We start from the raw sequence: 21603 nt of genomic DNA, 5'->3' as shown, positions 1-21603 counted from the left end.
CCCCTCCCCGACATCCGGGAAGGGGGGCCTTCATTGTGCATTCGTACGCGACCGGGGCGTCCCGGATCAGTCGAGGTCGAACCGGTCGAGGTTCATGACCTTGTCCCAGGCGGCCACGAAGTCGGTGACGAACTTCCGCTTGGAATCCCCGCAGGCGTAGACTTCGGCCACGGCCCTGAGTCGGGAGTCCGAGCCGAAGATGAGGTCCACGCGGGTGCCGGTCCACCGGGGTTCGCCGGTTTTCCGGTCGCGCCCCTCGAACAACCCCTCCTCTCCGGAGGTCTCCGCCCAGGCCGTGGACATGTCGAGCAGGTTGACGAAGAAGTCGTTGGTCAGGACGCCAGGCCGCCTGGTGAAGACGCCGTGCCCGGACTGGCCGTGATTGGCCCCCAGGACGCGCAGGCCGCCGACCAGGACCGTCATCTCGGGCGCGGTCAGGGTCAGCAGTTGCGCCTTGTCCACCAGCAATTCTTCCGCCGAGACCGAGAACCGGTCCTTGAGGAAGTTGCGGAACCCGTCCGCAACCGGTTCGAGCACGGAGAAGGACTCCGCGTCGGTCTGTGCGTCCGTGGCATCCGTGCGCCCGGGGGTGAAGGGAACGGTCACGTCCACGCCAGCGTCCTTGGCCGCCTTTTCCACCGCCGCGCACCCGCCGAGCACGATCAGGTCGGCCAGGGATATCTTCTTGCTGCCGGACTGGGCCGCATTGAATTCGGCCTGAATCTGCCCCAGCTTTTCGAGGACCTCGGCCAGCTTCGCAGGCTCGTTGGCCTTCCAGTCCTTTTGCGGCGCAAGACGGATGCGCGCGCCGTTGGCACCGCCGCGCTTGTCCGAGCCGCGGAAGGTGGACGCCGACGCCCAGGCCGTGGTCACCAGCTGCGGGACGGTCAGGCCGGAGGCCAGGAGCTTGGCCTTGAGACCGGCCACGTCTTTGTCGCTCACCAGGTCATGGTCCACAGCAGGGACCGGGTCCTGCCAGATCAACTCCTCGGCCGGGACCATCTTGCCCAGATACCGGGCGCGGGGACCCATGTCGCGATGGGTCAGCTTGAACCAGGCGCGGGCGAAGGCGTCCGCGAATTCCTCCGGATTCTCCATGTAATGGCGGGCAATGGGCTCGTATACGGGATCATAACGCAGGGACAAGTCGGCGGTGGTCATCATGGGCCGGACTTTCCTGGACGGATTGTGGGCATCGACGACCATGTCCTCTTCATCCACGTCCTTGGCCAGCCACTGGTTGGCCCCGGCAGGGCTCTTCACGAGCTCCCAATCGTATTTGAACAGGACCTTCAGGTAGCCCATGTCCCACTTGGTCGGGTTGGGCTTCCAGGCGCCCTCGATGCCCGAGCCGATGGTATCGCCGCCCTTGCCCGAGCCGAAGCTGCTCTTCCAGCCGAGCCCCTGCTCCTCCAGGCCCGCAGCCTCGGGTTCGGGACCCACATGGGCCGCATCGCCCGCGCCGTGGCATTTGCCGAAGGTATGACCGCCCGCGACCAGGGCCACGGTTTCCTCGTCGTTCATGGCCATGCGGGCAAAGGTCTCGCGGACATCCTTGCCCGAGGCCACGGGATCGGGCTCGCCGTTGGGTCCTTCCGGGTTCACGTAGATGAGGCCCATCTGCACGGCGGCCAGGGGGTTGTCCAGTTCCCGATCGCCCTTGTACCGGGTATCCCCGAGCCAGGTGTCTTCGGAACCCCAGTATATGTCCTCCTCCGGCTCCCAGACGTCCTCACGGCCGCCCGCGAAGCCAAAGGGCTCGAGCCCCATGGACTCGATTGCGCAGGTGCCGGCGAGGATCATCAGGTCGGCCCAGGAAATCTTGCTGCCGTACTTCTGCTTGATGGGCCAGAGCAGCCTGCGCGCCTTGTCGAGGTTGACGTTGTCGGGCCAACTGTTGAGCGGGGCCAGCCGCTGGCTGCCGGACCCGGCTCCGCCCCGGCCGTCGCCCATGCGGTAGGTGCCTGCGCTGTGCCAGGCCATGCGGATGAACAGCGGGCCGTAATGCCCCCAGTCCGCGGGCCACCACTCCTGGGAGTCGGTCATCAGGTCCATGAGGTCCTTTTTCAGGGCGTCGAGATCAAGTGACTTGAACTCCTCGGCATAGTCGTAGTCCGCACCCATGGGATTGGATTTGGAGGAGTGCTGGTGCAGGATGTTCAGGTTCAGCTGATTCGGCCACCAGTCCTTGTTCGACGTTCCGCCCACAGCGACCCGACTGGCTGTCTTACCCGTGACCGGGCATTTGCTCTCATTGCTCATAAGACCACCTCCTGTTGTAATTATAATTTTATATCAAGATGTTACGCTCTTCTCGACTGCTGCTCATCCGAAGCATGGCTCAATGTCGCCACAGGCTTTACGGCCAAGAGAAACAACTTCCTTAAGGATAATTATTATCCATAAGTTTTAATTGTTGTCAACAACCGGCCTGTGACTTTTTGCTTAATTCTTATTGCAAGCGGAACAGAGGCCGAAAATATCGAAGCGATGGGTTTGTACTGAAAATCCGTTCCGGGAGGCGAGGTTGTCAATGAGTTTGTTGAAATTATCAACCTCGGAGTCCAGGATGGCCCCGCATTGCGTACAGATAAGGTGGGGATGGGGGTAGGGTTTGCGCCCGTCGAACCGGCTGCCGTCGTCACCGAAACCGAGCTCCAGGATTTCGCCGATTTCCTTGAGCAGGGCGATGGTCTTGTACACCGTGGCCAGGCTGGTCGTCGGGAAGTCCCGGAGGATTTCACCGTGAATCTGCTCGGCTGACGGATGGTTGTCGTTCCTGACGAGGGCGCGCAGAATGGCCACCCGCTGGGGGGTCAGCCGGTTGCCGCGTTCCCTGAGAACGTCGAGAAGATAGTCGAGCCGCTTTTGCGAATCCATGGGTTACCCGTGATGACTGTTTATAAATAATTGTTATCGCCATAATCGACACCCGTCAACATGCCCCCCTCCGACACAGTGCTCAACGGCCTACGGGAAAATCGCGGGCAAGAGGCGCTTCGTAAGATTGCCGCATGATGCCGCATGGTTCGCTTGTCCCGATCAGGCCAAGCCCCCTTTAATTCCACGACTGGCAAGGTTCGACAAGAATCGGGGATGCGGCATTCAACTGGTTTTGACTTATTCACCGGTCTTATGTAGAGGCCCTGTCTGCCCGCTTGCTCTCTTCCGTAAATCAAGCAAGCATCGGCTCGGACTCAAACTGCGCCGCAGAACAAGGCTGGTGCACATATGAATCAATCAATCGAAAATCAATCGCTCACGTTTTTAGACGATTACGACTTCTCCAATTGCCTCGTGTGCGGCTCCTGTTCCAACGGATGCCCCACGACCGGCGCTCCCGGCCTGGACGGGTGGGATGCGAGAAAGGTCATGCGCATGCTGGCCAACGGCCTGATCGAGGAAGTCGTCGCCTCGAAATTCCCCTGGCTTTGCACCGGCTGCGGCCGCTGCACCAGCACCTGCCCCGCCGGCATCGACATCACTGCGCTCATGGGTCACCTCAAGAGTCTTCGTCCGCGAGAGGATGTGCCCGGCTCGCTGCACAAGGGCATGGTCAACAACCTCGAAACCGGCAACAACCTGGGCATCTCCAGAGAGGACTATCTTGAGGGGATGGCCGAGCTCGGCGTGGAAATGGCCGAGGAGTGCCCGGGCTTCTACGTGCCCGTGGACAAGCCCGGGGCGGACATTCTTTTCTTCCCCAACTCCAAGGAAGTGTACGGCGACTTCGAGGACCAGTTCTGGTGGTGGAAGATATTCTACGCGGCCCGGGAGAACTGGACCGTCCCCGGCACCCAGTGGGAGGCCGTGGACTGGGCCCTGTTCACCGGCAATGAAGAAGCCAACGTGGAACTGGCCCGGCGCAAGATCGCCTACATGAAGGAGATCGGGATCAAGCGGATGATCATGCCGGACTGCGGCGGCGGCTCATACGGTTTCCGCAAGGGCATGAGCAAGCTGGTCAAGCAGGACCCCGCCAACGAGGTCGGGTTTCTCTACCTGTACGACTACCTCATTGAACTGTTCAAGGCGGGCAGGATTCGGGTGGACAAATCGGTCCATGCCGGAAAGACCTTCACCTTTCACGATTCCTGTAAGCATGGTCGCGAGCTGGCCCGCAACTTCGGCAAGGGGTACTTCGACGAACCCCGCTGGATCGTCAACCAGTGCGTGGACGACTTCGTGGAGCTGACCCCCAACCGCGAGAAGAACTACTGCTGCGGCGCGGGCGGAGGGCTCTGGCCCATGCCGTTCGAGGACCAGTCCGCCTGGCATGCCCGGATCAAGCGCCAGCAGATCGAGGACAGCGGCGCGGACGTCGTGGTCGTGGGCTGCTCCAACTGCCGCGACCAGATCATGAAACGCATCCCCAAGTACTACGAAGGATGCGGCTTCGAAGTGAAATACATCTGGCAACTGGTGGCCGAGGCCCTGGTCATCGAGCCGTGGGACAAGGTCTCCGTGGAACGCGCCGAAGAGGAAGCCGAAGCCCAGTGGAAAGCGCTCGGCGTGACCCTCGAATAACCCTCCCCATTCCATGGAATCTGCCAAGGCCCGGTCTGTCCGGGCCTTTTTATTGCCGCATTACGGATTCGATGCTAAACAAAGGTAACCGTATCGAATATTTACCATAGGTGCGATTATGCAATTTGATTTTGCCACCGCCTCACGCATCATCTTCAGGGAAGGCGCGGCCAGGGATATACCGGCCCTGGCGGCAGGAATGGGACGTCGTCCATGTCTGGTGACCGGAAGCAACCCGGCCCGCATGCAGTGGCTTGCCGATGCACTGGCTGCGGCCACGGCTCCGCCCCTTGTCATCCCGACGACGGGCGAACCCGACACCGACGCCGTTCAGGAAGCGGCCGGACAGGCCCGTGAACACGGTTGTGACGTGGTCATCGGCGCGGGCGGCGGCAGCGTCATGGATGCGGCCAAAATCATTGCCGCGCTGATGACGAATACGGGCGATATTTTCGACTACCTCGAAGTGGTGGGCAAGGGACTGCCGCTGACCGCCGGGCCGGTGCCCCTGATCACCATCCCGACCACGGCCGGGACCGGCTCGGAGGTCACAGCCAACGGCGTGGTGCTGTCCAAGGCGCACGGCGTCAAGGTCAGCCTGCGTTCCACGGACATGATCGCAGACATCGCCGTGGTGGACCCGGAATTGACCCTGTCGCTGCCTCCCGGCGTCACGGCGGCCACGGGCATGGACGCCCTGACCCAGTTGATCGAGGCCTTTGTTTCCACCCATTCCAACCCCATGACCGATGCCCTGTGCAGGGAAGGCATGGCAAAGGCGGCCCGCTCTCTTCACAAGGCCTGCAAAGAAGGCCGGGATATCGGAGCCAGGACGGATATGGCCCTGGCCAGCCTCTTTTCCGGCATCGCCCTGGCCAACGCCAAGCTCGGCGCGGTCCACGGTTTTGCCGCCCCCCTCGGCGGGCAGTTCCACATCCCGCACGGCACGGTCTGCGCCGCCCTTCTGCCCCATGTCATGGAGGTCAATCTCCGCGCCCTCGACAGTCGGGCACAGGACAATCGAGCCCTGGACGCCTACGATGAGATCGCACGCATCATCACCCGCAGCAACCGGTCGACGGCGATGGATTGTATCGGCTGGATCAAGGGATTGTGTGCAGACCTGGACATCCCCGGATTGTCCCGATTCGGACTCTCCGAGTCGGACTTCCCCGACCTCGCCCGGAAAGCGGCCGAGGCCAGCAGCATGAAAGGCAATCCCGTGGTCCTGACCGACGAGGAGCTGCTGGAGATACTGGCCAGGGCGCTCTAGCCCGAGGCCTGCTTCCGATCAGAGGCGACCGCTTATCAGGCGGGGCAACAGCGGGCCCTGCCGAGCGGGCTTCCCCACCAATTGGGGGACCACCCTGTTGAACAGCAGGATAAACGGGATGCAGCAGGCGAGGCTGACCGCGGTGAAGGCCGCGCCCGCAGCCGTGACCGCCATCCAGTGGCCGGGGAAGTTCGCTGCGAACCACTCTGCGTATGGACCATTGAAATAATGGTAGAACACCCCGTTGAGGCAGAAGAGGATGAGCGCGTTTTCACCCATGAACATGAGGAAGCGGTTGGCCCCGGCGGACTTGGCCAGCAGCAGAAGCAGCAGGCTCCCGACCAGCGCGGTCAAGGGGAACAGCAGCACGTTGCCGTGCCCCGACAGGACGATGACCACGGCTTGGAACAGCCGGAACGGGCCGGTGTTCAGGTCATAGGTGAAGACCACGATGAGCAGGCAGACCGCGCTCGCCAGGAGCAGCCGCCACCGCGAGTGCGCACCGAGCAGGATCGACTCCCGCCGCATGACCACGCCGACGAGATAGAAGGCGTAGACCACCAGCGCTTCGTGCAGCAGCCAGAAGTTCGGGCCGGGAAAGAACTGGATTTTCAAGGTCAGGTAATACCCGCCCACGTAGAAAAGGATGGCCGCGCCCGCGAGCTTGAGGGTGGAGTCGAGGAAACGCCCCACCGCGTAATGCAGGATTTCCACCGACACGAGGCAGGCCATGAACCACAGGGGGATGTTGAACACCGGGAAGCCGAGCAGCGAGGCGACGATTCCCTTGAGGTATCCGTCTGCCGTGGTGAGGTCCACCACCACGAAATGACCGGCAAAGAGCAGGCTCAGGACGGCCAGTACTGCGGTGAACACGAAGTAGGGGACCAGCCGGGAAGCGGCCAGCCGTTTCACATACCGCCCAAGGGGCAACAGCGTCTTTTCCGGCGCAATGGTGAATCCCGCCAGCAGGAAGAAGAACGGCATGTGGAACGAGTAGATGAACTTGTACTGCGCGGTGGCCACCGGGTTCTCGAGGTACATGATCCGTTCGATGATATGGCCGTAATAGACCAGGATGATGCCGAAAAATCGAGCGACATCAAGCAGGGGAATACGCTTTGACGTGGAAATCTGGGGCCGCATGGTCACCTCGGTGTTGTTGACGGCCATCGGGATCGACCGCCCTGCTTATGGGGACGGGGGCTTTAGTCCACCCAGTCCAAGGTCCGTTCAATGGCTTTCTTCCAGCCCTTGTACCCCTCGGCCCGGACCGCTTCGGTCATGTTCGGATGCCAGGTCTTGTCCTCTTCCCAGTTGTTGTACAGCTCTTCACGCCCGGACCAGAAGCCCACGGCGATACCGGCTGCGTAGGCCGCGCCCAGGCAGGTGGTTTCCGCCACCTTGGGACGGACCACGGGCACGTTGAGCAGGTCGGACTGGAACTGCATCAACAGCTCGTTGTAGACCATGCCGCCGTCCGCCTTGAGGGTCTTGAGCTCCACGCCGGAGTCCTTGTTCATGGCCTCCACGATGTCCTTGGTCTGGTAGGCGGTGGCCTCCAGCACGGCGCGGGCGATGTGGTTCCGGTTGATGTAGCGGGTCAGGCCGACCATGACCCCGCGGGCGTCGGGCCGCCAGTACGGGGCATAGAGCCCGGAGAACGCCGGGACGATGTACATGCCGCCGGTGTCCTCCACCTTGCCGGCCAAGGCCTCGACTTCGGGCGCGGACTCGAACATCCGCAGGTTGTCCCTGAGCCACTGGACCAGGGCCCCGGCAATGGCGATGGACCCTTCGAGGCAGTATGACGGCTTCCGCCCGCTGAACTGGTAGGCCAGGGTCGTGATCAGCCCGTGCTTGGACTGGATGGGCTCGTGGCCCGTGTGCATGAGCAGGAAGCAGCCGGTGCCGTACGTGTTCTTGGCCTGGCCGGGAGCGAAACAGGTCTGGCCGACCAGGGCGGCCTGCTGATCGCCCACGGCCCCGCAGACCGGCACGCGCGCGCCGAGGGGCCCGCTCTCCGAGGTCGGTCCCCAGGTGGCCTGATCCGAAGACGGCACGATGCGGGGCAGTCCCCGTGCCGGGATGCCCATGATCTCCATGATCTCGCGGTCCCACTTGAGCGTGTGCAGGTCCATGAGCATGGTCCGGCTGGCGTTGGTCACGTCGGTGACGTGCGCGCCGCCCTTGGGGCCGCCGGTCAACCACCAGATGATCCAGGACTCGATGGTCCCGAACATGGCCTCGCCTCTCTCGGATGCGGCCCTGGCAGCGGGCACGTTGTCGAGAATCCACTTGATCTTGGGCCCGGAAAAATACGTGGCGATGGGCAGGCCGGTCTTCTCGCGGAAACGGTCCTGTCCGCCGTCGGCCGTGAGCTCCTTGCATATCTCATGGGTGCGGGTGCACTGCCAGACGATGGCGTTGTAGAAGGGCTTGCCCGTGTTGCGATCCCAGACCACGGTGGTCTCGCGCTGATTGGTGATGCCGATGGCGGCCAGCTCGCTCCCCTTGATGCCGGATTTGGTCAGGGCGCCCTTGATCACCTCGCCGGTGTTGTTCCATATCTCCATGGGGTCGTGTTCGACCCAGCCGGGTTGGGGGTATATCTGCCTGTGTTCCTTCTGATCCAACCCGACGATGCGTCCCTTTTCATCAAAAATAATGAACCGGCTGCTGGTTGTGCCCGAATCAACGGCTCCGACGTATTTGGCCATCATCCTCTCCTTATCCTGTCGATAAACAATCACTTATGTCGATTGTCCCTGTAGCATAAACTTGCGTCCTACAAAATGGGCGCGTGCCAGGGGATATTGTTTTTGTCCATGCCCACCGCGCCGGAATCCAGGCCCAGGGCCGTGCCGATGAGCTGCGTCACCAGGACTGCGGGCGGGGCCTGGCGCAAGGCGGCGTTGACGGGCAGCAGGTCCCGCTCCTTGTCGAACTGGAGCTGGCAGTAGGTGCATGCCGTGGCGATGACGTCCGCCCCTGCCGAGGCCGCGCCCTCCAGCTTCTTGCGCATCAACGCGTCGGAGATGACGTCGTCGCGCCCGCGCAGGGGATGGCCGCAGCATTCCAGGCGCAGGTCCCAGTCCACGGTCTCGGCACCGAGGGCGCGGATGATCCTTTCGAACAAGGTCGGGGCCAAAGGGTCGTCAAACCCGGTGACATTCCCCGGCCGGAGAGCGTGGCATCCATAGTGGCAGGCCACCTTCACCCCGGTCAGAGGGGTTGCAGCATGTCGTTGGAGGATTTCGACCCCGACCTGTTCGTCCAGAATGGTCAGGAGATGGGAAACATGCATGGACCTGGGCATGGCCAGCCCGTCCCGGGCCAGCAGGCTGCCCACGAGAAGCGCGAGTTTGCGGTCTTCTTCCAGGCGGGACACGGCATACTTGAGATTGCCGAAACAGCACTTGCACGGCGTCAGGATGTGCAGCCCGGCCTCCTCGGCGATGGCGAAGTTGCGCACCGCCGAAAAAATGGAGGCGAGTTCGTTTTCATGGCGCACGGGCCAGCCGCAGCAGTTGAATTCAAGCTTCACCAGTTCGATGCCGAGGGCCGCGCAGACCGCTTCCACCGAGGAGCCGTACTCCGGCAGATGATGGGGAATCTTGCACCCCGGGAAATAGGCGTATCTCATTGGCTTTCTCCGTCGATGCCGGCCCGGTCTCCGCACCCCATGCGGGCGGCGGCGGTGTTTCGTAGTTCGTAGAGAACGTCGGCCACCCGGATATTCTGCGGACAGTGCTCCTGGCATTTGTAGCAGGTGGTGCAGCTCCAGACCATGCGCGCGCCGAGGGTCTGGTCCTTGAGCCCCATGCGCAGCAGGTTCATTATCTGCTGCGGCGTCAGGTCGAGATCGGTGGACGGGTCCTCGCACACGGCCACCACCGGGCAGACGCTGGTGCAGGTCGTGCACTGCACGCAGGCCCAATAGGACTCGGCATTGTCGGCCAATCCGGATATGGGCGGGACGATGTTGCAGTCCTCGAAGGAAACGACCCTCTGGCTGGGGCGCATCAGGCGCACCGCGCCGTTGGGGTCGGGCGACCTGCGTGCAACCTCTTTTTTGGACCGCATCCACAGGTCCTGAAGGTTGATCCCGGACGGGCAGACATCGGTGCAGCGCAGACACTCCGTGCAGATGCGGCTGCCCTGGGCGAAGTCGGCAAGCGGTCTGCCCGCCAACGACCCGTCCGACCAGAACCGCCTGAGGGAGGCGAGCTTCTCCGACGGCAGGATGTCCGGGTTGCCGAGCACGCTGAAGCTCGGGGCCACGCTGCACCGGACGCTGCATTCACCGCAACGGGTGCAGGCGTCCATGCCCATCCTTTGCGCCAGGGGCGATTCCGCGTCGCCGTCGCGCCGTCCCTGCCGGGCGATCATGTTGGCCGGGGTTGACAGGGGATGAAAGAACTTGGCGAACGGGAGGGCCGCCAAACCTATGAAGCAGAAGATCATGTGGAAGTACCAGAAGACCGTATCGGCCCGGCTGGTGTTCATGGCCGGAGACAAGGGTGCCAGGGCGGTCGCCAGCGACCGGGAGAGGAACGCGGAGCGGGTGTCGGCGTGGCAGGCCGCGCAGTTGTCCTCGTTGAGTTCAGCCCCCATTTCCAGGGTCGCCGCATCCGAGGGGAGCCGCCGGGAAAAGACCACGCCGTATTCGTGCGCCCAAAAGGCCTTCAGGGCCGTCACTTCCTGCCCGTTGTCGGAATAAAAATACTCGTCGGCCATGCGCTGGTACGCCGCCGGGGAGATGATCTTGGACATCTCCAGGAAGACCCCGGACAGGATGATGCAGCCGACCGCCAGCACAATGGCCCAGTCCTGCGTTCGCGTCACCGCCCGCAACCGGCGGACGGCCAGTCGGCGGTAGATCATCAGGCCCAGTCCGGCCAGGGTCATGGCGGCGAACAGGTTGCGCAGGAACTGCCACGGGTCGAGGGTCGATTCGTAGGCCGGGAAGAAAGAGACCGTGACGGTCTCGTCAAGGGCGTGGAACAGGAGCAGCCCCATGAAGCCGAAGAAGACCAGGCAATGGGCCAGCCAGCGCAACGGGCCGGTCCTGACGGTGCGGGCCAGCAGCAGGACGTCGAGAACCAGGGCCTTGACGGCGGAAAGGATGGGGCGGGGGCGGGGGTCGGACACGGGCTTGGTCGTCGGCCGCCACCACAGTGCAATGCGTCGGGCCACACCGGCAACGCAGATCACGGAGGCGATACTCAAACCGAAGTCGAAGAAATGCATACGACCGTCCTTCCTGCCTTTGAAAAGATATTTATCCCGTCAGTTCCTTCACGGCCTTGAAAGCCGTGGCAATGGCCAGCCCCGCGCCGCACTTCATGCGCATCCAGTCCTGGTGCGCCAGGATGGCCCCGGCCGCAAACAGGTTCCGGTGCACCGGAGCGCCGTCGCCCAGCGGGCGAAGCCTGGAGTCGACCTCGATTCCGGCCATGTTCGCGGGGTGGCCCTGCGGGCCGAAGAAATCCGGTCCGTGCCACTCGTCACGGGTCCGGGGCTGGACCACGGGGATGTTGAACAACGGCTCGGTCATGCCCTGGCGGTTCGCCCGCAGCCCCTTGCCGAAGAACCGGCCCGTGGCGAGAATGGCCGCCTTGGCCGTGACCGTGACCGCCGCCGCGCCGGTGCCGACCTCGAACCGAAGCATGTCTCCGTCCGCCGCGCTCGCCTTCAGCACCATTTTCTGGGAGAGAGTGCGCACCCCTTTGGCCGGGAGACCGCGATCAAAGGCACCGCGCAGGCGGGGACCGGCAATGGAAGGCGGCATGGTCGGGATCTCGAAAATCTTTTTGCCGGTCAGCTCCTCGAGGTGGGTCACCACCTTCAGCGGGTCGTTGAGGCCGAGCACTGCGGGGAAGCCGACGTACTCCGCGCCGCCCGCCCGGGCCATGACCGTTTCGGCCAGCCTGACCCGGTTGGCGGGGTCGGCCAGCGCCCAGGCCATGTGCTCGGGATAGAGCTCTCCCCGACCGGCGGGGAACTCCACCCGCACCGCTTCGAGTTGCGGCCAGGAGTCTTTGCGCGTCTGCATGAGCTGTTTGGCGCTGAACCCTTTCAGGCCATGGAAATCGACGATCAGGGTCGGGGCCTTTTGCTCAAGGGCGACCACGCCGTTCCACGCCGTGCGCGGAACGCGGTAGGTCCGTTTGACCGTTCCGGCAGGGGTCAGGACACAGGTGTTTCGATCGTCGTGCCCGACGTATTCCAATCCCTGCTCGGCCAGAAAAGCCGTGAATTCGTTGATGGATGCGGCCAGTTCGTCGCGCTCGACAAGCCCGTACGGGTGTCCCGGACAGTCGCGGACCACCGCCTCGACAGCCTTCCAGGGACGCATGCGGCGGCGTTGCTCGCTCACGGGATGCACGCCCATGAGATCGATGAAGCCGGTGCTGAAATCGATGCCGCCGGTGGTCCCGGCCTGGGCCACGCTCAGCCCCCTGGATGAGGCGAACAACGAGGCGGCCATGCCCGCGAAACCCGCGCCGATGACCATGACGTCGTAGACGGTATCCCTGGTCACAGGTCACCTCCGCATCGGCTGTCGTCGTCTTCCAGCTCCAGATCAAGCGCCCCGCAGTAGAGCGCCTCCTGCAGGTCGGCCTGGACCATGCCCAGCCCCCAGAGGACCGGGGCGAATCCACGCCACCGCCTGCCCACGAACTGCCGCAGCTCGTCCATGCCCTGATGTCCCTCGACAAGTCCCCGGTCGTAGAGATGGCCTGTCACGCGCAGTCCGCAGAATCCCCCCTGGCACGGGCCTTTCCCGACACGGCTGCGCATGCCGATGGCCTGGAGCATGGACTCCCCGCGCATGGGACCCATGTGCTCGATGATCGTATTGACCGCGTTTTTGGAGACCATCTCGCATTCGCACAGGATCAGGTCGTCGCCGTCCCGATCGCCGATCCACGACTTCGGTCCCAGCCCCGGCTCGGTCCAGCGGCCCATGGTCGAGGGCGGCAGCGGCTCGGTCTTTGTCAGGCATGGCGCGTCCACGCCGAGCTTGGCGCAGACCATGTCGGCGGTCTTTTCGGCCATCATGCGATAGGTGGTCAGCTTGCCGCCGGTTATGGTGATGAAATTCTCCACGTCGTCGTGGGCGTGATCGATAAGGGAAAACCCCCGGCTGACGCTGCGGGCGTCACTGCCTTGGCCCGTCATGACCAGCGGGCGCACCCCGGCATAGGCCCGAATGTAGCGGGTGGTTTCGAGGCAGGGGATCATGGCGCGGGCGTCGTCGATGATGGCATCGGCCTCGGCCACGGTGGGACGGCAATGATCGGGATGGTCGATGGTCACCGAGGTGGTGCCGAGTACGGAGACGGTCCCACCCGGCACCAGGATATCGGAATCCGAGGCTTTGCGCAGACGGTTCACCACCCGCCGGGTCAGGCGGTCCTGGGTGATGAGCAGGCTGCCGGAGGAATAGAGAATGTGAATGGTGGCACCGGCCAGTTCCGCGATGATCCCGGCCCATGCGCCCGTGGCGTTGACGACGAGTTCCGCCTCGACCTCGAATTCTTCCCCTGTGGCTTCGTTGAGGAAACCGACGCGCTGAATCCGTCCGCCTTTTTTGGTGAAGCCCACGATCTTGGCGTTGCGCTCGTATCCGGCCCCCAAAGTCATGGCCTGCGCGAGATTGTCCAGGGAAAGCATGAAGGGATCGACGGACGCATCCTCCACCTCGTAGGCGGCGATGAGCTTGTCCGAAAGGACCGGCTCCATGTTCCGGGCCTCTGCCAGGTCGAGCTCCCTGGCCGGGACGCCGCTCCGCCCGCACATGGCGGGAAAGTCGGCGACATATTGCTCGTTGTCGCCCTCCACCGCCACGAACAGCCCGCCGGTATCATCGATGCACTGGGGTGCCAGTTTCTTGAGGATGGCCCCCTCTTCGCGACACTCGACGGCCGCCTCCACGTCGGAAGCGACATACCGGGCCCCGCTGTGCAACAGCCCGTGATTGCCGCCTGAAGCCCCTGCATTGATGTCGCGGCGTTCGGTCAGCAGACACTCCACGCCACGCAGCGCCAGGTCGCGCGCCAAGCCGGTTCCCGTGGCGCCGCCGCCGAGTATGAGCACCCTGGTCTGCAAAACCTTCATCATTTTCTGCCTTTGGGAAGGCAGGTCGGACCACCGTTTTCGTGACTCGACATGCTTCCGCCTATTTTTATTTTCTCTTGTAGCAAAAAAATGAAAATGTTATGAGTAAAAAACACAAATTTGTTTCAGTTCCATAGACACACCACGGTCAAGGATACCGAAAATTCAGGATTGCGTCATTATTTTTTTCACTTTCGAACAAAAAGAGCTCGATTTTTCTTTTCGTATTTGAACTTATTGAACTTAAGGGATTCCCCAATGTCCGGCAAAAACGACACCGACAGCAGAGTAAAACACGCCTCCGTCCGCACTCGCCACACCCAGATCGTCAATCTTGTCAGGGAACAAGGCTTTGTCGCCATCGGCACCCTGGCCGCCCAGTTCAACGTCACGCCGCAGACCATTCGGCGGGACATCAACATTCTCAGCAAGCAGGGCCGCCTGCAACGCCACCACGGCGGCGCCGGGCCGGTCTACAGCACCGAGAACGTGGACTACACGGACCGCAAGGTTCTGTGCCTTCAGGAGAAACAGATAATCGCCAAGCTGGTGGCCAAACGGATTCCCAACCGGTCCTCCCTGTTCATCAACATGGGCACCACCAATGAAGAAGTCGCCAAGGCGCTCATTCATCACAAGAAACTCAGGGTCATCACAAACAATCTCAATGTCGCCAAGACGTTAAGCGGCAACAGCGACATCGAGGTCATCGTCACGGGGGGACTGGTCCGGCCCAAGGACTGCGGCATTGTGGGCGAGGCGGCCATCGACTTCATACGCCAGTTCAAGGTGGACTACGGCATCATCGGGATCAGCGGCGTGGACCGGGACGGCACCCTGCTCGACTTCGACTACCGCGAGGTCACAGCCGCCCGTTCGATCATGGACAACTCGAGAAAGATATTCCTGGTGACCGACCATACGAAGTTCGGCAGGAACGCCATGGTCCGGCTCGGGAACATCCAGGAAGTGGACGCCATGTTCACCGACAAGATGCCCCCCGCCGAGCTGGTGGAAGTCATGAAGCAGAACGAGGTCGAACTGCATGTAGGCGATTAGTTTTTGCGGTAATCGGCTTCTTGTTTAATATGAGATGTCGTTCATGTTGCGTTTTCGCTTGCGAACATTTTGTGACGATGTTATGTCGGTTTGGGATTAGCTAAAAAATATTTTGACCGGAATAGACCACCGGGGAGTGCGCTTTATGGGTCTCAAACTTATCGACGTCAGTAAGCTGGTCGGACAGGAAGTCCACCTCAAAGACATCAATCTGGATTTCGAATCCAGTTCCCGCTACGTGATCCTGGGGAGGACGCTGGCGGGCAAGACGTCTTTGCTCCGCATCATGGCAGGGCTCGACCGCCCGACCACAGGTTCCGTCATGGCGGACGGCAGGGACGTCACCGGCGTTTCCGTTCGCAAGCGGAGCGTGGCCATGGTGTACCAGCAGTTCATCAACTACCCTTCCCAGACCATCTTCGAAAACATCGCTTCGCCCCTCAAGATCGCGGGAAAGAGCAAGGCCGACATCGAGACCAGGGTGCTTGAAGCGGCCAGGATGCTTCACATCGAACAGTTCCTCGACAGACTCCCGGCGGAACTCTCCGGCGGCCAGCAGCAGCGCACGGCCATTGCGCGGGCGCTGGTCAAGAACGTCGACCTGCTCCTGCTCGACGAGCCCCTGGTCAACCTCGACTACAAGTTGCGCGAAGAACTGCGGGACGAATTGCAGAAGATCTTCATCGCCCGCGAATCCGTGGTCGTCTACACCACGACGGAGCCCACCGAGGCGCTCATGCTCGGCGGCAACGTGGTCGTCATGCACGAAGGGCGCGTCCTTCAGGTCGGCCCCACGGCCGAGGTCTACCAGAATCCCGCCACCACCCAGGTGGCCGAGGTCTTCAGCGATCCGCCCATCAACTTCCTCAGCGGCACCATCTCGGACGGCACCGTGCGGATAGGCGGCAACCTGAGCTTTGCCGCCTCCAAGGCCATGACGGAACTGGAACCCGGCGAATACACCTTCGGAATCCGTTCCAGCCAGCTCGAGCTGACATGCCCCGAAGAGGAATGTGCGAGCATCGTCGGCGAGATCGGCCTGACCGAGATCAACGGCTCGGAGACCTTTGTGCACATCGAGTACGGGGATGCGTCCATCGTGGTCCAGGAAAATGGTGTCCACTCCCACAGGGTGGGTGATCGGGTATCGGCTTACGCGCGGCCCGGCGCTTTTTATGTTTTCAACACTGCGGGCAAGCTGGTCGCATCGCCCGCCAAGGATTAGCAGGAGCCACCATGGCGCGTATCGAGTTAAACGAAATCAAGCATAGCTATCATCCCGACCCTTCCGGCGAGGAGGACTTCGCCCTCAAGCGCATCCACAAGGTATGGGAAGACGGCGGGGCGTATGCATTGCTCGGCCCTTCCGGCTGCGGCAAGACCACCATGCTCAATATCATATCGGGCCTGCTCAAGCCGTCCCACGGCAGCATCCACTATGACGGCGTGGACGTCTCCGGCATGCAGCCGGAGGAACGCAACATCGCCCAGGTGTTCCAGTTCCCGGTGCTCTACGACACCATGACGGTGTACCAGAACCTGGCGTTCCCGCTCAAGAACAGGGGCGTGCCCAAGGCCGAGATCGACCTGCGCGTCAAGGAGATCGCCGAGGCGCTCGATCTGACCGACGATCTCCAGAAGCGGGCCGCAGGGCTTTCCGCCGACGCCAAGCAGAAGATTTCCCTCGGGCGCGGCCTGGTCCGGAGCGATGTGGCCGCCATCCTCTTCGATGAGCCGCTGACCGTCATCGACCCTCACCTCAAGTGGGACCTCAGGCGCAAGCTCAAGGAAATCCACAAGGAATTCAAATTGACCATGATCTACGTCACCCACGACCAGGTGGAGGCCATGACCTTCGCCGACCAGATCGTGGTCATGTATGAAGGCGAGATCGTGCAGATGGGAACCCCGGAGGAACTGTTCGAGGCCCCGGAACACACGTTTGTCGGCTACTTCATCGGCAGCCCGGGCATGAATTTCCTGAAATGCACGGTGGACGGCTCGCAGGCACTGGTCGGCGATGCGTCGATTTCACTGACCCCGTCCTACGCCGAGAAGGCCCTGCAGCAGGGCGGCGACATCAAGATCGGCATTCGGCCCATGTATGTGGGCGTCCACGGCTCGCCGGCGGAGGGAGCGATCCCCGCCAAGGTGGTCAGCGTGGAGGATCAGGGATTCTGCAAGATCGTCACCGCCGCTTTCGGCGACAACGAGGTCAAAGCCCGGATCAAGGATGACCGTGAGATTCCGGGGAAAGAGTGCTGGCTGACCTTTCCGCAGGACAAGACCAAGCTTTACTGCAACGAACTGCTGGTCCGGTAACGGGAGGATATGATGAATAAATGGCGCAACAACAGGGCATGGTTCCTGGTCCTCCCGGTCTTCGTCATCGTGGCGTTTTCGGCCATCATTCCGCTGATGACCGTGGTCAACTACTCGGTGCAGGACATCTTCGGCCCCGGCCAGCGATTCTTCGTCGGCATCGAGTGGTTCAAGGAGGTCCTGCTGGACCAGAGGCTGCACGACGCACTGTTCAAACAGCTCGCATTCTCCGGCCTGGTGCTGCTCATCGAGATGCCGCTGGGCATCATCATCGCCCTCATGATGCCCAAGAAGGGGTGGACCTCTTCGGCCTGCTTGGTCATCCTGGCCCTGCCGCTGCTCATTCCCTGGAACGTCATCGGCACCATCTGGATCATCTTCACCCGGCCGGACATCGGACTGTTCGGGGCGTTCATCAACAGCACAGGCATCGCCTTTGACCACACGGCCAGCGGCGTGGACGCATGGATCACGCTCATGCTCATGGAGGTCTGGCACTGGACGCCGCTGGTTGCGCTGCTCGCCTATGCAGGGCTGCGCGCCATCCCGGAAGCCTACTACCAGGCCGCCAAGATCGACGGCGCGTCCGCCTGGGCCATCTTCCGGTTCATCCAGCTTCCCAAGATGCGGGGGGTCCTGACCATCGCGCTGCTGCTGCGGTTCATGGACAGCTTCCTCATCTACGCCGAACCCTTCGTCCTCACGGGCGGCGGGCCCGGCAACGCCACGACCTTCCTGTCCATCTATCTGGTCAAGATCGCGGTCGGCCAGTTCGACCTCGGCCCGGCAGCGGCATTCTCGCTCATCTACTTCCTCATCATCCTGTTGTTCTGCTGGCTCTTCTACCAGGCCCTGCAGGCGGTCGGAACGGGAGACAAGTCATGAAAATAAAGAAAAGACACTTTGCGCTGATCTGTTACCTGATCCTGCTCTTCCTGCCCATCTACTGGATGCTCAACATGTCCCTGCGCACCAACGCGGACATCATGAGTACCTTCGCGTTGTTCCCCAGCCACCCGACGCTGGAAAACTACATGAAGATATTCTCCGATTCCTCATGGTACTCCGGCTACATCAATTCGATCATCTACGTCACCATGAACACCGTGATCTCGCTGCTGACCGCCCTGCCCGCGGCCTATGCGTTCTCGCGGTTCGAGTTCATCGGCGACAAGCACATCTTCTTCTGGCTGCTGACCAACCGCATGGCCCCGCCTGCGGTCTTCCTGCTGCCGTTCTTCCAGCTGTACTCGACCTTCAACCTCATCGACACCCACATCGCGGTGGCCCTTTCGCACTGCCTGTTCAACGTGCCGCTGGCCGTCTGGATCCTGGAAGGCTTCATGTCGGGCGTACCGCGTGAAATCGACGAGACCGCCTTCATCGACGGCTACAGCTTCCCGCGCTTCTTCATCCGGGTGTTCATCCCCCTGATCCGGGCGGGCATCGGCGTCACGGCGTTCTTCTGCTTCATGTTCAGCTGGGTGGAGCTGCTGCTCGCCCGCACGCTGACCACCACCGTTGCCAAGCCCATCGCCGCGACCATGACCCGCACCGTCAGCGCCACCGGCCTCGACTGGGGATTGCTGGCCGCAGCGGGCATCCTGACCATCGTCCCCGGCGCACTGGTCATCTGGTTTGTACGCAACCACCTCGCCAAGGGCTTTGCCTTGGGTCGAGTCTAATCTGGGGGAGGACACTGATATGAATCTCGAATGGATGGCATGGACGCCGGTCACGGCCGGGTTCTTCACCTTCATCGTCCTCATGCTCATCGGCATGACCGTCTGGGAAATCGTTTCGCCCTGCGTGGCCAGGCACGGTTTCCTGCCCCTGACGACCACACGCGGAGACCGCCTTTTCATCGGGCTGCTCGGCAGCGCCTACATACATCTGTCCTGGGTGGGGTTGACCGACTTCCCCCTGTGGGTGGCGACGGTGATTGCCGCCCTTTTCATGATCGTGATTATGCGGTGGGGCTAGCCCCGTCGTCTCATTCCCCGAGCCGGGATTGGGAAACCGTCAAAGAATGGAGTTAGAGAGGCAGAGGTTTTATTTAATCAGCATACGGAGGTACGTATGAAGTTGCGGCATCTACTAATGACAGGAATGCTGACCATTGCATTCCTCAGCCTTGCCAGTGTCGGTATGGCCGACAAAAAGGCTGCGGAAAAATGGATCGACAGCGAATTCCAGCCGTCCACCTTGAGCAAGGCGGAGCAGATGAAGGAGATGGAGTGGTTCATCAAGGCCGCTGCTCCCTTCAAGGGCATGGAAATCAAGGTCGTTTCCGAAACCATCCCCACCCATGAGTACGAATCCAAGGTACTCGCAAAAGCTTTCTATGAAATCACCGGCATCAAGGTCACGCACGACCTGATCCAGGAAGGTGACGTCATTGAAAAACTCCAGGTGCAGTTCCAGTCCGGCGAAAACGTCTTTGATGCGTACATCAACGACTCCGACCTGATTGGCACCCACTTCCGTTCCGGCCATGTCGTCAACCTGACCGACTGGATGGCCGGTGAAGGCAAGTCCGTCACTCTGCCCACTTTGGACATTGATGACTTCATGGGCAAATCCTTCACCACCGGCCCCGACGGCAAGCTGTACCAGCTGCCCGACCAACAGTTCGCGAACCTGTACTGGTTCCGTTACGACTGGTTCCAGAAGCCCGAACTGAAGAAGGCCTTCAAGGCCAAGTACGGTTATGAGCTCGGCGTTCCGGTCAACTGGTCCGCATACGAAGACATCGCCGAATTCTTCAGCGAAGACGTCAGGGAAATCGACGGCAAGGCCATCTACGGCCACATGGATTACGGCAAGAAGGCTCCGGACCTCGGCTGGCGTTTCACCGACGCATGGCTGTCCATGGCCGGTGCCGGCGACAAGGGCCTGCCCAACGGCAAGCCCGTCGACGAATGGGGCATCCGCGTAGACGGTTGCAAGCCTGTGGGCTCTTCCGTTGCCCGCGGTGGCGCCACCAACGGCCCCGCCGCCAAGTACGCACTGCGCAAGTACATGGAATGGCTGCGCAAATACGCCCCTCCGGGTGCCCTCGGCATGGACTTCTACCAGTCCCTGCCTTCCCTGGCCAAGGGCAACGTCGCCCAGCAGATCTTCTGGTACACCGCCTTCACCGCTTCCATGGTTGAAGAAGGTACTCCGGTGGTCAACGCCGACGGCACGCCCAAATGGCGCATGGCTCCGTCCCCGCACGGTCCCTACTGGGAAGAAGGCCAGAAGCTCGGCTACCAGGACTGCGGTTCCTGGACCCTGCTGAAGTCCACCCCGCTGAAGCGCCGTCAGGCTGCATGGCTGTTCGCACAGTTCTGCGTCGCCAAGACGGTTTCCCTGAAGAAGGCCCACGTCGGCCTGACTCCCATCCGCGACTCCGACATCCGCGACAAGTCTTTCACCGAACGCGCTCCCAAGCTGGGCGGCCTGGTGGAATTCTACCGCTCCCCGGCCCGCGTGGCCTGGACCCCGACCGGCACCAACGTTCCCGACTACCCGAAGCTGTCCCAGCTCTGGTGGCAGAACATCGGTGAAGCCGTTGCCGGTGAAGTCACCGTCAGCACCGCCATGGACAACCTCGCCAAGGAACAGGACAAGATCCTGATGCGCCTTGAGCGCGCCGGTATCCTCGGTGCCTGCGGTCCCAAGCTGAACGAGGAACGGGACGAGGCCTACTGGCTGAACCAGCCCGGTTCCCCGAAGGCCAAGCTGGCCAACGAAAAGCCTCAGGGTGAGACCGTGGACTACGACCAGCTCATCCAGGCATGGAAGGCAGGCAAGGTCAAGTAACCATCCCGGTCAACAGAACACCATCCAAGGGGCGCCCGTTCGGGTGCCCCTTTTTCTTGCCTTCAAACATGGAAGAAGTGGATATGCAGACAAACAAAAAGGTGTTTTAAGGGCCGTCGTATGGGCCCCTGGCAAAACGCCATGTTTTCCCATCAAACCTTGATGTCAGCCCAATGCGGGATGTTGGAAATCTCTGGAACAGACTAACACCGAGGCAGGGAATCCGTTCGCAGAATTGGAATTTTCGGAAACTATGACCTTGAAGATTAAGCCCCAAAGAGGCGCAAAAGTGGGGCAATAAGGCAAGTCAACATGATGGCCCACATAAAAGCGGGCTGCGTTTTACATCGCAGCCCGCTGAATTCATTCTGGTACCAGGGGAGGGACTCGAACCCTCACAGTATCGCTACCGGCGGATTTTGAGTCAATAACTAATGTTTCACTGAAATTCACTAAACATCATTTTAGAATACCATTTCAAACAGTTA

The 21603-nt window shown here is 61.7% G+C and carries 17 protein-coding genes; 9 read left to right on the top strand and 8 right to left on the bottom strand.

All coding sequences use genetic code 11. The annotated features are described in order from the left end of the window. Positions 1-66 precede the first annotated feature (66 nt). Together katG and OO730_RS11760 are read right to left on the bottom strand one after the other, a co-directional pair. Positions 67-2262, bottom strand: coding sequence for a catalase/peroxidase HPI (gene katG, locus OO730_RS11765; protein ID WP_264981655.1), 2196 nt, complete (start codon positions 2260-2262; stop codon positions 67-69). Positions 2263-2445: 183 nt separating this feature from the next. Further along, complete coding sequence (locus tag OO730_RS11760) at positions 2446-2880, bottom strand: Fur family transcriptional regulator (protein ID WP_264981654.1); 435 nt, start codon at positions 2878-2880, stop codon at positions 2446-2448. A 351-nt stretch (positions 2881-3231) separates the two neighbouring features. Between OO730_RS11760 and OO730_RS11755 the strand changes: the two genes are divergently transcribed. Both OO730_RS11755 and OO730_RS11750 read left to right on the top strand, forming a co-directional pair. Further along, entirely contained in the window at positions 3232-4527 is a 1296-nt protein-coding gene (locus OO730_RS11755; RefSeq protein WP_264981653.1) for a (Fe-S)-binding protein, read from the top strand. Between the two features lie 118 nt (positions 4528-4645). After that, positions 4646-5800, top strand: a complete 1155-nt coding sequence (locus OO730_RS11750; protein WP_264981652.1) for an iron-containing alcohol dehydrogenase — start codon at positions 4646-4648, stop codon at positions 5798-5800. An 18-nt stretch (positions 5801-5818) separates the two neighbouring features. Here the strand turns inward: OO730_RS11750 and OO730_RS11745 are convergent, their stop codons facing one another. The 6 genes from OO730_RS11745 to glpA form a co-directional block, all read right to left on the bottom strand. Then, complete coding sequence (locus OO730_RS11745) at positions 5819-6973, bottom strand: acyltransferase family protein (RefSeq protein ID WP_264981651.1); 1155 nt, start codon at positions 6971-6973, stop codon at positions 5819-5821. A gap of 35 nt (positions 6974-7008) precedes the next feature. Then, a complete protein-coding gene (gene glpK, locus OO730_RS11740) occupies positions 7009-8520 on the bottom strand; it encodes a glycerol kinase GlpK (RefSeq protein ID WP_264981650.1) in 1512 nt (503 codons plus the stop codon). 68 nt (positions 8521-8588) lie between these two features. Further along, the gene (locus tag OO730_RS11735) at positions 8589-9446 is read right to left on the bottom strand and encodes a CoB--CoM heterodisulfide reductase iron-sulfur subunit B family protein (protein ID WP_264981649.1); all 858 of its coding nucleotides are present in this window, start codon (positions 9444-9446) and stop codon (positions 8589-8591) included. Continuing rightward, entirely contained in the window at positions 9443-11053 is a 1611-nt protein-coding gene (locus OO730_RS11730) for a 4Fe-4S dicluster domain-containing protein (RefSeq protein WP_264981648.1), read from the bottom strand. The genes OO730_RS11735 and OO730_RS11730 overlap by 4 nt, the downstream gene beginning before the upstream one ends. A gap of 31 nt (positions 11054-11084) precedes the next feature. After that, complete coding sequence (gene glpB, locus OO730_RS11725) at positions 11085-12347, bottom strand: glycerol-3-phosphate dehydrogenase subunit GlpB (protein ID WP_264981647.1); 1263 nt, start codon at positions 12345-12347, stop codon at positions 11085-11087. After that, complete coding sequence (gene glpA / locus OO730_RS11720) at positions 12344-13927, bottom strand: anaerobic glycerol-3-phosphate dehydrogenase subunit GlpA (RefSeq protein ID WP_264984160.1); 1584 nt, start codon at positions 13925-13927, stop codon at positions 12344-12346. The genes glpB and glpA overlap by 4 nt, the downstream gene beginning before the upstream one ends. Before the next feature lie 258 nt (positions 13928-14185). Between glpA and OO730_RS11715 the strand changes: the two genes are divergently transcribed. From OO730_RS11715 to OO730_RS11685, 7 genes are all read left to right on the top strand, one after another. After that, positions 14186-14986 carry a DeoR family transcriptional regulator gene (locus tag OO730_RS11715; protein WP_264981646.1) on the top strand — a complete coding sequence of 267 codons (801 nt, stop codon included), beginning with the start codon at positions 14186-14188 and terminating at the stop codon, positions 14984-14986. Positions 14987-15131: 145 nt separating this feature from the next. Then, positions 15132-16211, top strand: coding sequence for an ABC transporter ATP-binding protein (locus OO730_RS11710; protein WP_264981645.1), 1080 nt, complete (start codon positions 15132-15134; stop codon positions 16209-16211). Between the two features lie 11 nt (positions 16212-16222). Next, entirely contained in the window at positions 16223-17308 is a 1086-nt protein-coding gene (locus OO730_RS11705) for an ABC transporter ATP-binding protein (RefSeq protein WP_264981644.1), read from the top strand. 9 nt (positions 17309-17317) lie between these two features. Continuing rightward, the gene (locus OO730_RS11700) at positions 17318-18193 is read left to right on the top strand and encodes a carbohydrate ABC transporter permease (protein WP_264981643.1); all 876 of its coding nucleotides are present in this window, start codon (positions 17318-17320) and stop codon (positions 18191-18193) included. Then, positions 18190-18993 carry a carbohydrate ABC transporter permease gene (locus tag OO730_RS11695; RefSeq protein WP_264981642.1) on the top strand — a complete coding sequence of 268 codons (804 nt, stop codon included), beginning with the start codon at positions 18190-18192 and terminating at the stop codon, positions 18991-18993. Before OO730_RS11700 ends, OO730_RS11695 begins: the two co-directional genes overlap by 4 nt. A gap of 19 nt (positions 18994-19012) precedes the next feature. Continuing rightward, positions 19013-19291: a DUF2160 domain-containing protein gene (locus OO730_RS11690; RefSeq protein WP_264981641.1), complete on the top strand. Its 279-nt coding sequence runs from the start codon at positions 19013-19015 to the stop codon at positions 19289-19291. A gap of 165 nt (positions 19292-19456) precedes the next feature. After that, positions 19457-21115: an ABC transporter substrate-binding protein gene (locus OO730_RS11685; RefSeq protein WP_264981640.1), complete on the top strand. Its 1659-nt coding sequence runs from the start codon at positions 19457-19459 to the stop codon at positions 21113-21115. Positions 21116-21603 lie beyond the last annotated feature (488 nt).

This window comes from Pseudodesulfovibrio portus (assembly GCF_026000375.1).
Classification (GTDB): domain Bacteria; phylum Desulfobacterota; class Desulfovibrionia; order Desulfovibrionales; family Desulfovibrionaceae; genus Pseudodesulfovibrio; species Pseudodesulfovibrio portus.
The sequence above is the reverse complement of the archived record's forward strand: the minus strand, read 5'-3'. Positions and strand labels throughout refer to the sequence as shown.

Coding starts and splice junctions, on each gene's coding strand:
- OO730_RS11755 (WP_264981653.1), top strand. CDS start 3,232: ATGAATCAATCAATCGAAAATCAATCGCTCACGTTTTTAGACGATTAC.
- OO730_RS11685 (WP_264981640.1), top strand. CDS start 19,457: ATGGCCGACAAAAAGGCTGCGGAAAAATGGATCGACAGCGAATTCCAG.
- OO730_RS11690 (WP_264981641.1), top strand. CDS start 19,013: ATGAATCTCGAATGGATGGCATGGACGCCGGTCACGGCCGGGTTCTTC.
- glpA (WP_264984160.1), bottom strand. CDS start 13,927: ATGAAGGTTTTGCAGACCAGGGTGCTCATACTCGGCGGCGGCGCCACG.
- katG (WP_264981655.1), bottom strand. CDS start 2,262: ATGAGCAATGAGAGCAAATGCCCGGTCACGGGTAAGACAGCCAGTCGG.
- OO730_RS11715 (WP_264981646.1), top strand. CDS start 14,186: ATGTCCGGCAAAAACGACACCGACAGCAGAGTAAAACACGCCTCCGTC.
- glpK (WP_264981650.1), bottom strand. CDS start 8,520: ATGGCCAAATACGTCGGAGCCGTTGATTCGGGCACAACCAGCAGCCGG.
- OO730_RS11695 (WP_264981642.1), top strand. CDS start 18,190: ATGAAAATAAAGAAAAGACACTTTGCGCTGATCTGTTACCTGATCCTG.
- OO730_RS11745 (WP_264981651.1), bottom strand. CDS start 6,973: ATGGCCGTCAACAACACCGAGGTGACCATGCGGCCCCAGATTTCCACG.
- OO730_RS11705 (WP_264981644.1), top strand. CDS start 16,223: ATGGCGCGTATCGAGTTAAACGAAATCAAGCATAGCTATCATCCCGAC.
- OO730_RS11730 (WP_264981648.1), bottom strand. CDS start 11,053: ATGCATTTCTTCGACTTCGGTTTGAGTATCGCCTCCGTGATCTGCGTT.
- OO730_RS11710 (WP_264981645.1), top strand. CDS start 15,132: ATGGGTCTCAAACTTATCGACGTCAGTAAGCTGGTCGGACAGGAAGTC.
- OO730_RS11760 (WP_264981654.1), bottom strand. CDS start 2,880: ATGGATTCGCAAAAGCGGCTCGACTATCTTCTCGACGTTCTCAGGGAA.
- OO730_RS11735 (WP_264981649.1), bottom strand. CDS start 9,446: ATGAGATACGCCTATTTCCCGGGGTGCAAGATTCCCCATCATCTGCCG.
- OO730_RS11700 (WP_264981643.1), top strand. CDS start 17,318: ATGATGAATAAATGGCGCAACAACAGGGCATGGTTCCTGGTCCTCCCG.
- OO730_RS11750 (WP_264981652.1), top strand. CDS start 4,646: ATGCAATTTGATTTTGCCACCGCCTCACGCATCATCTTCAGGGAAGGC.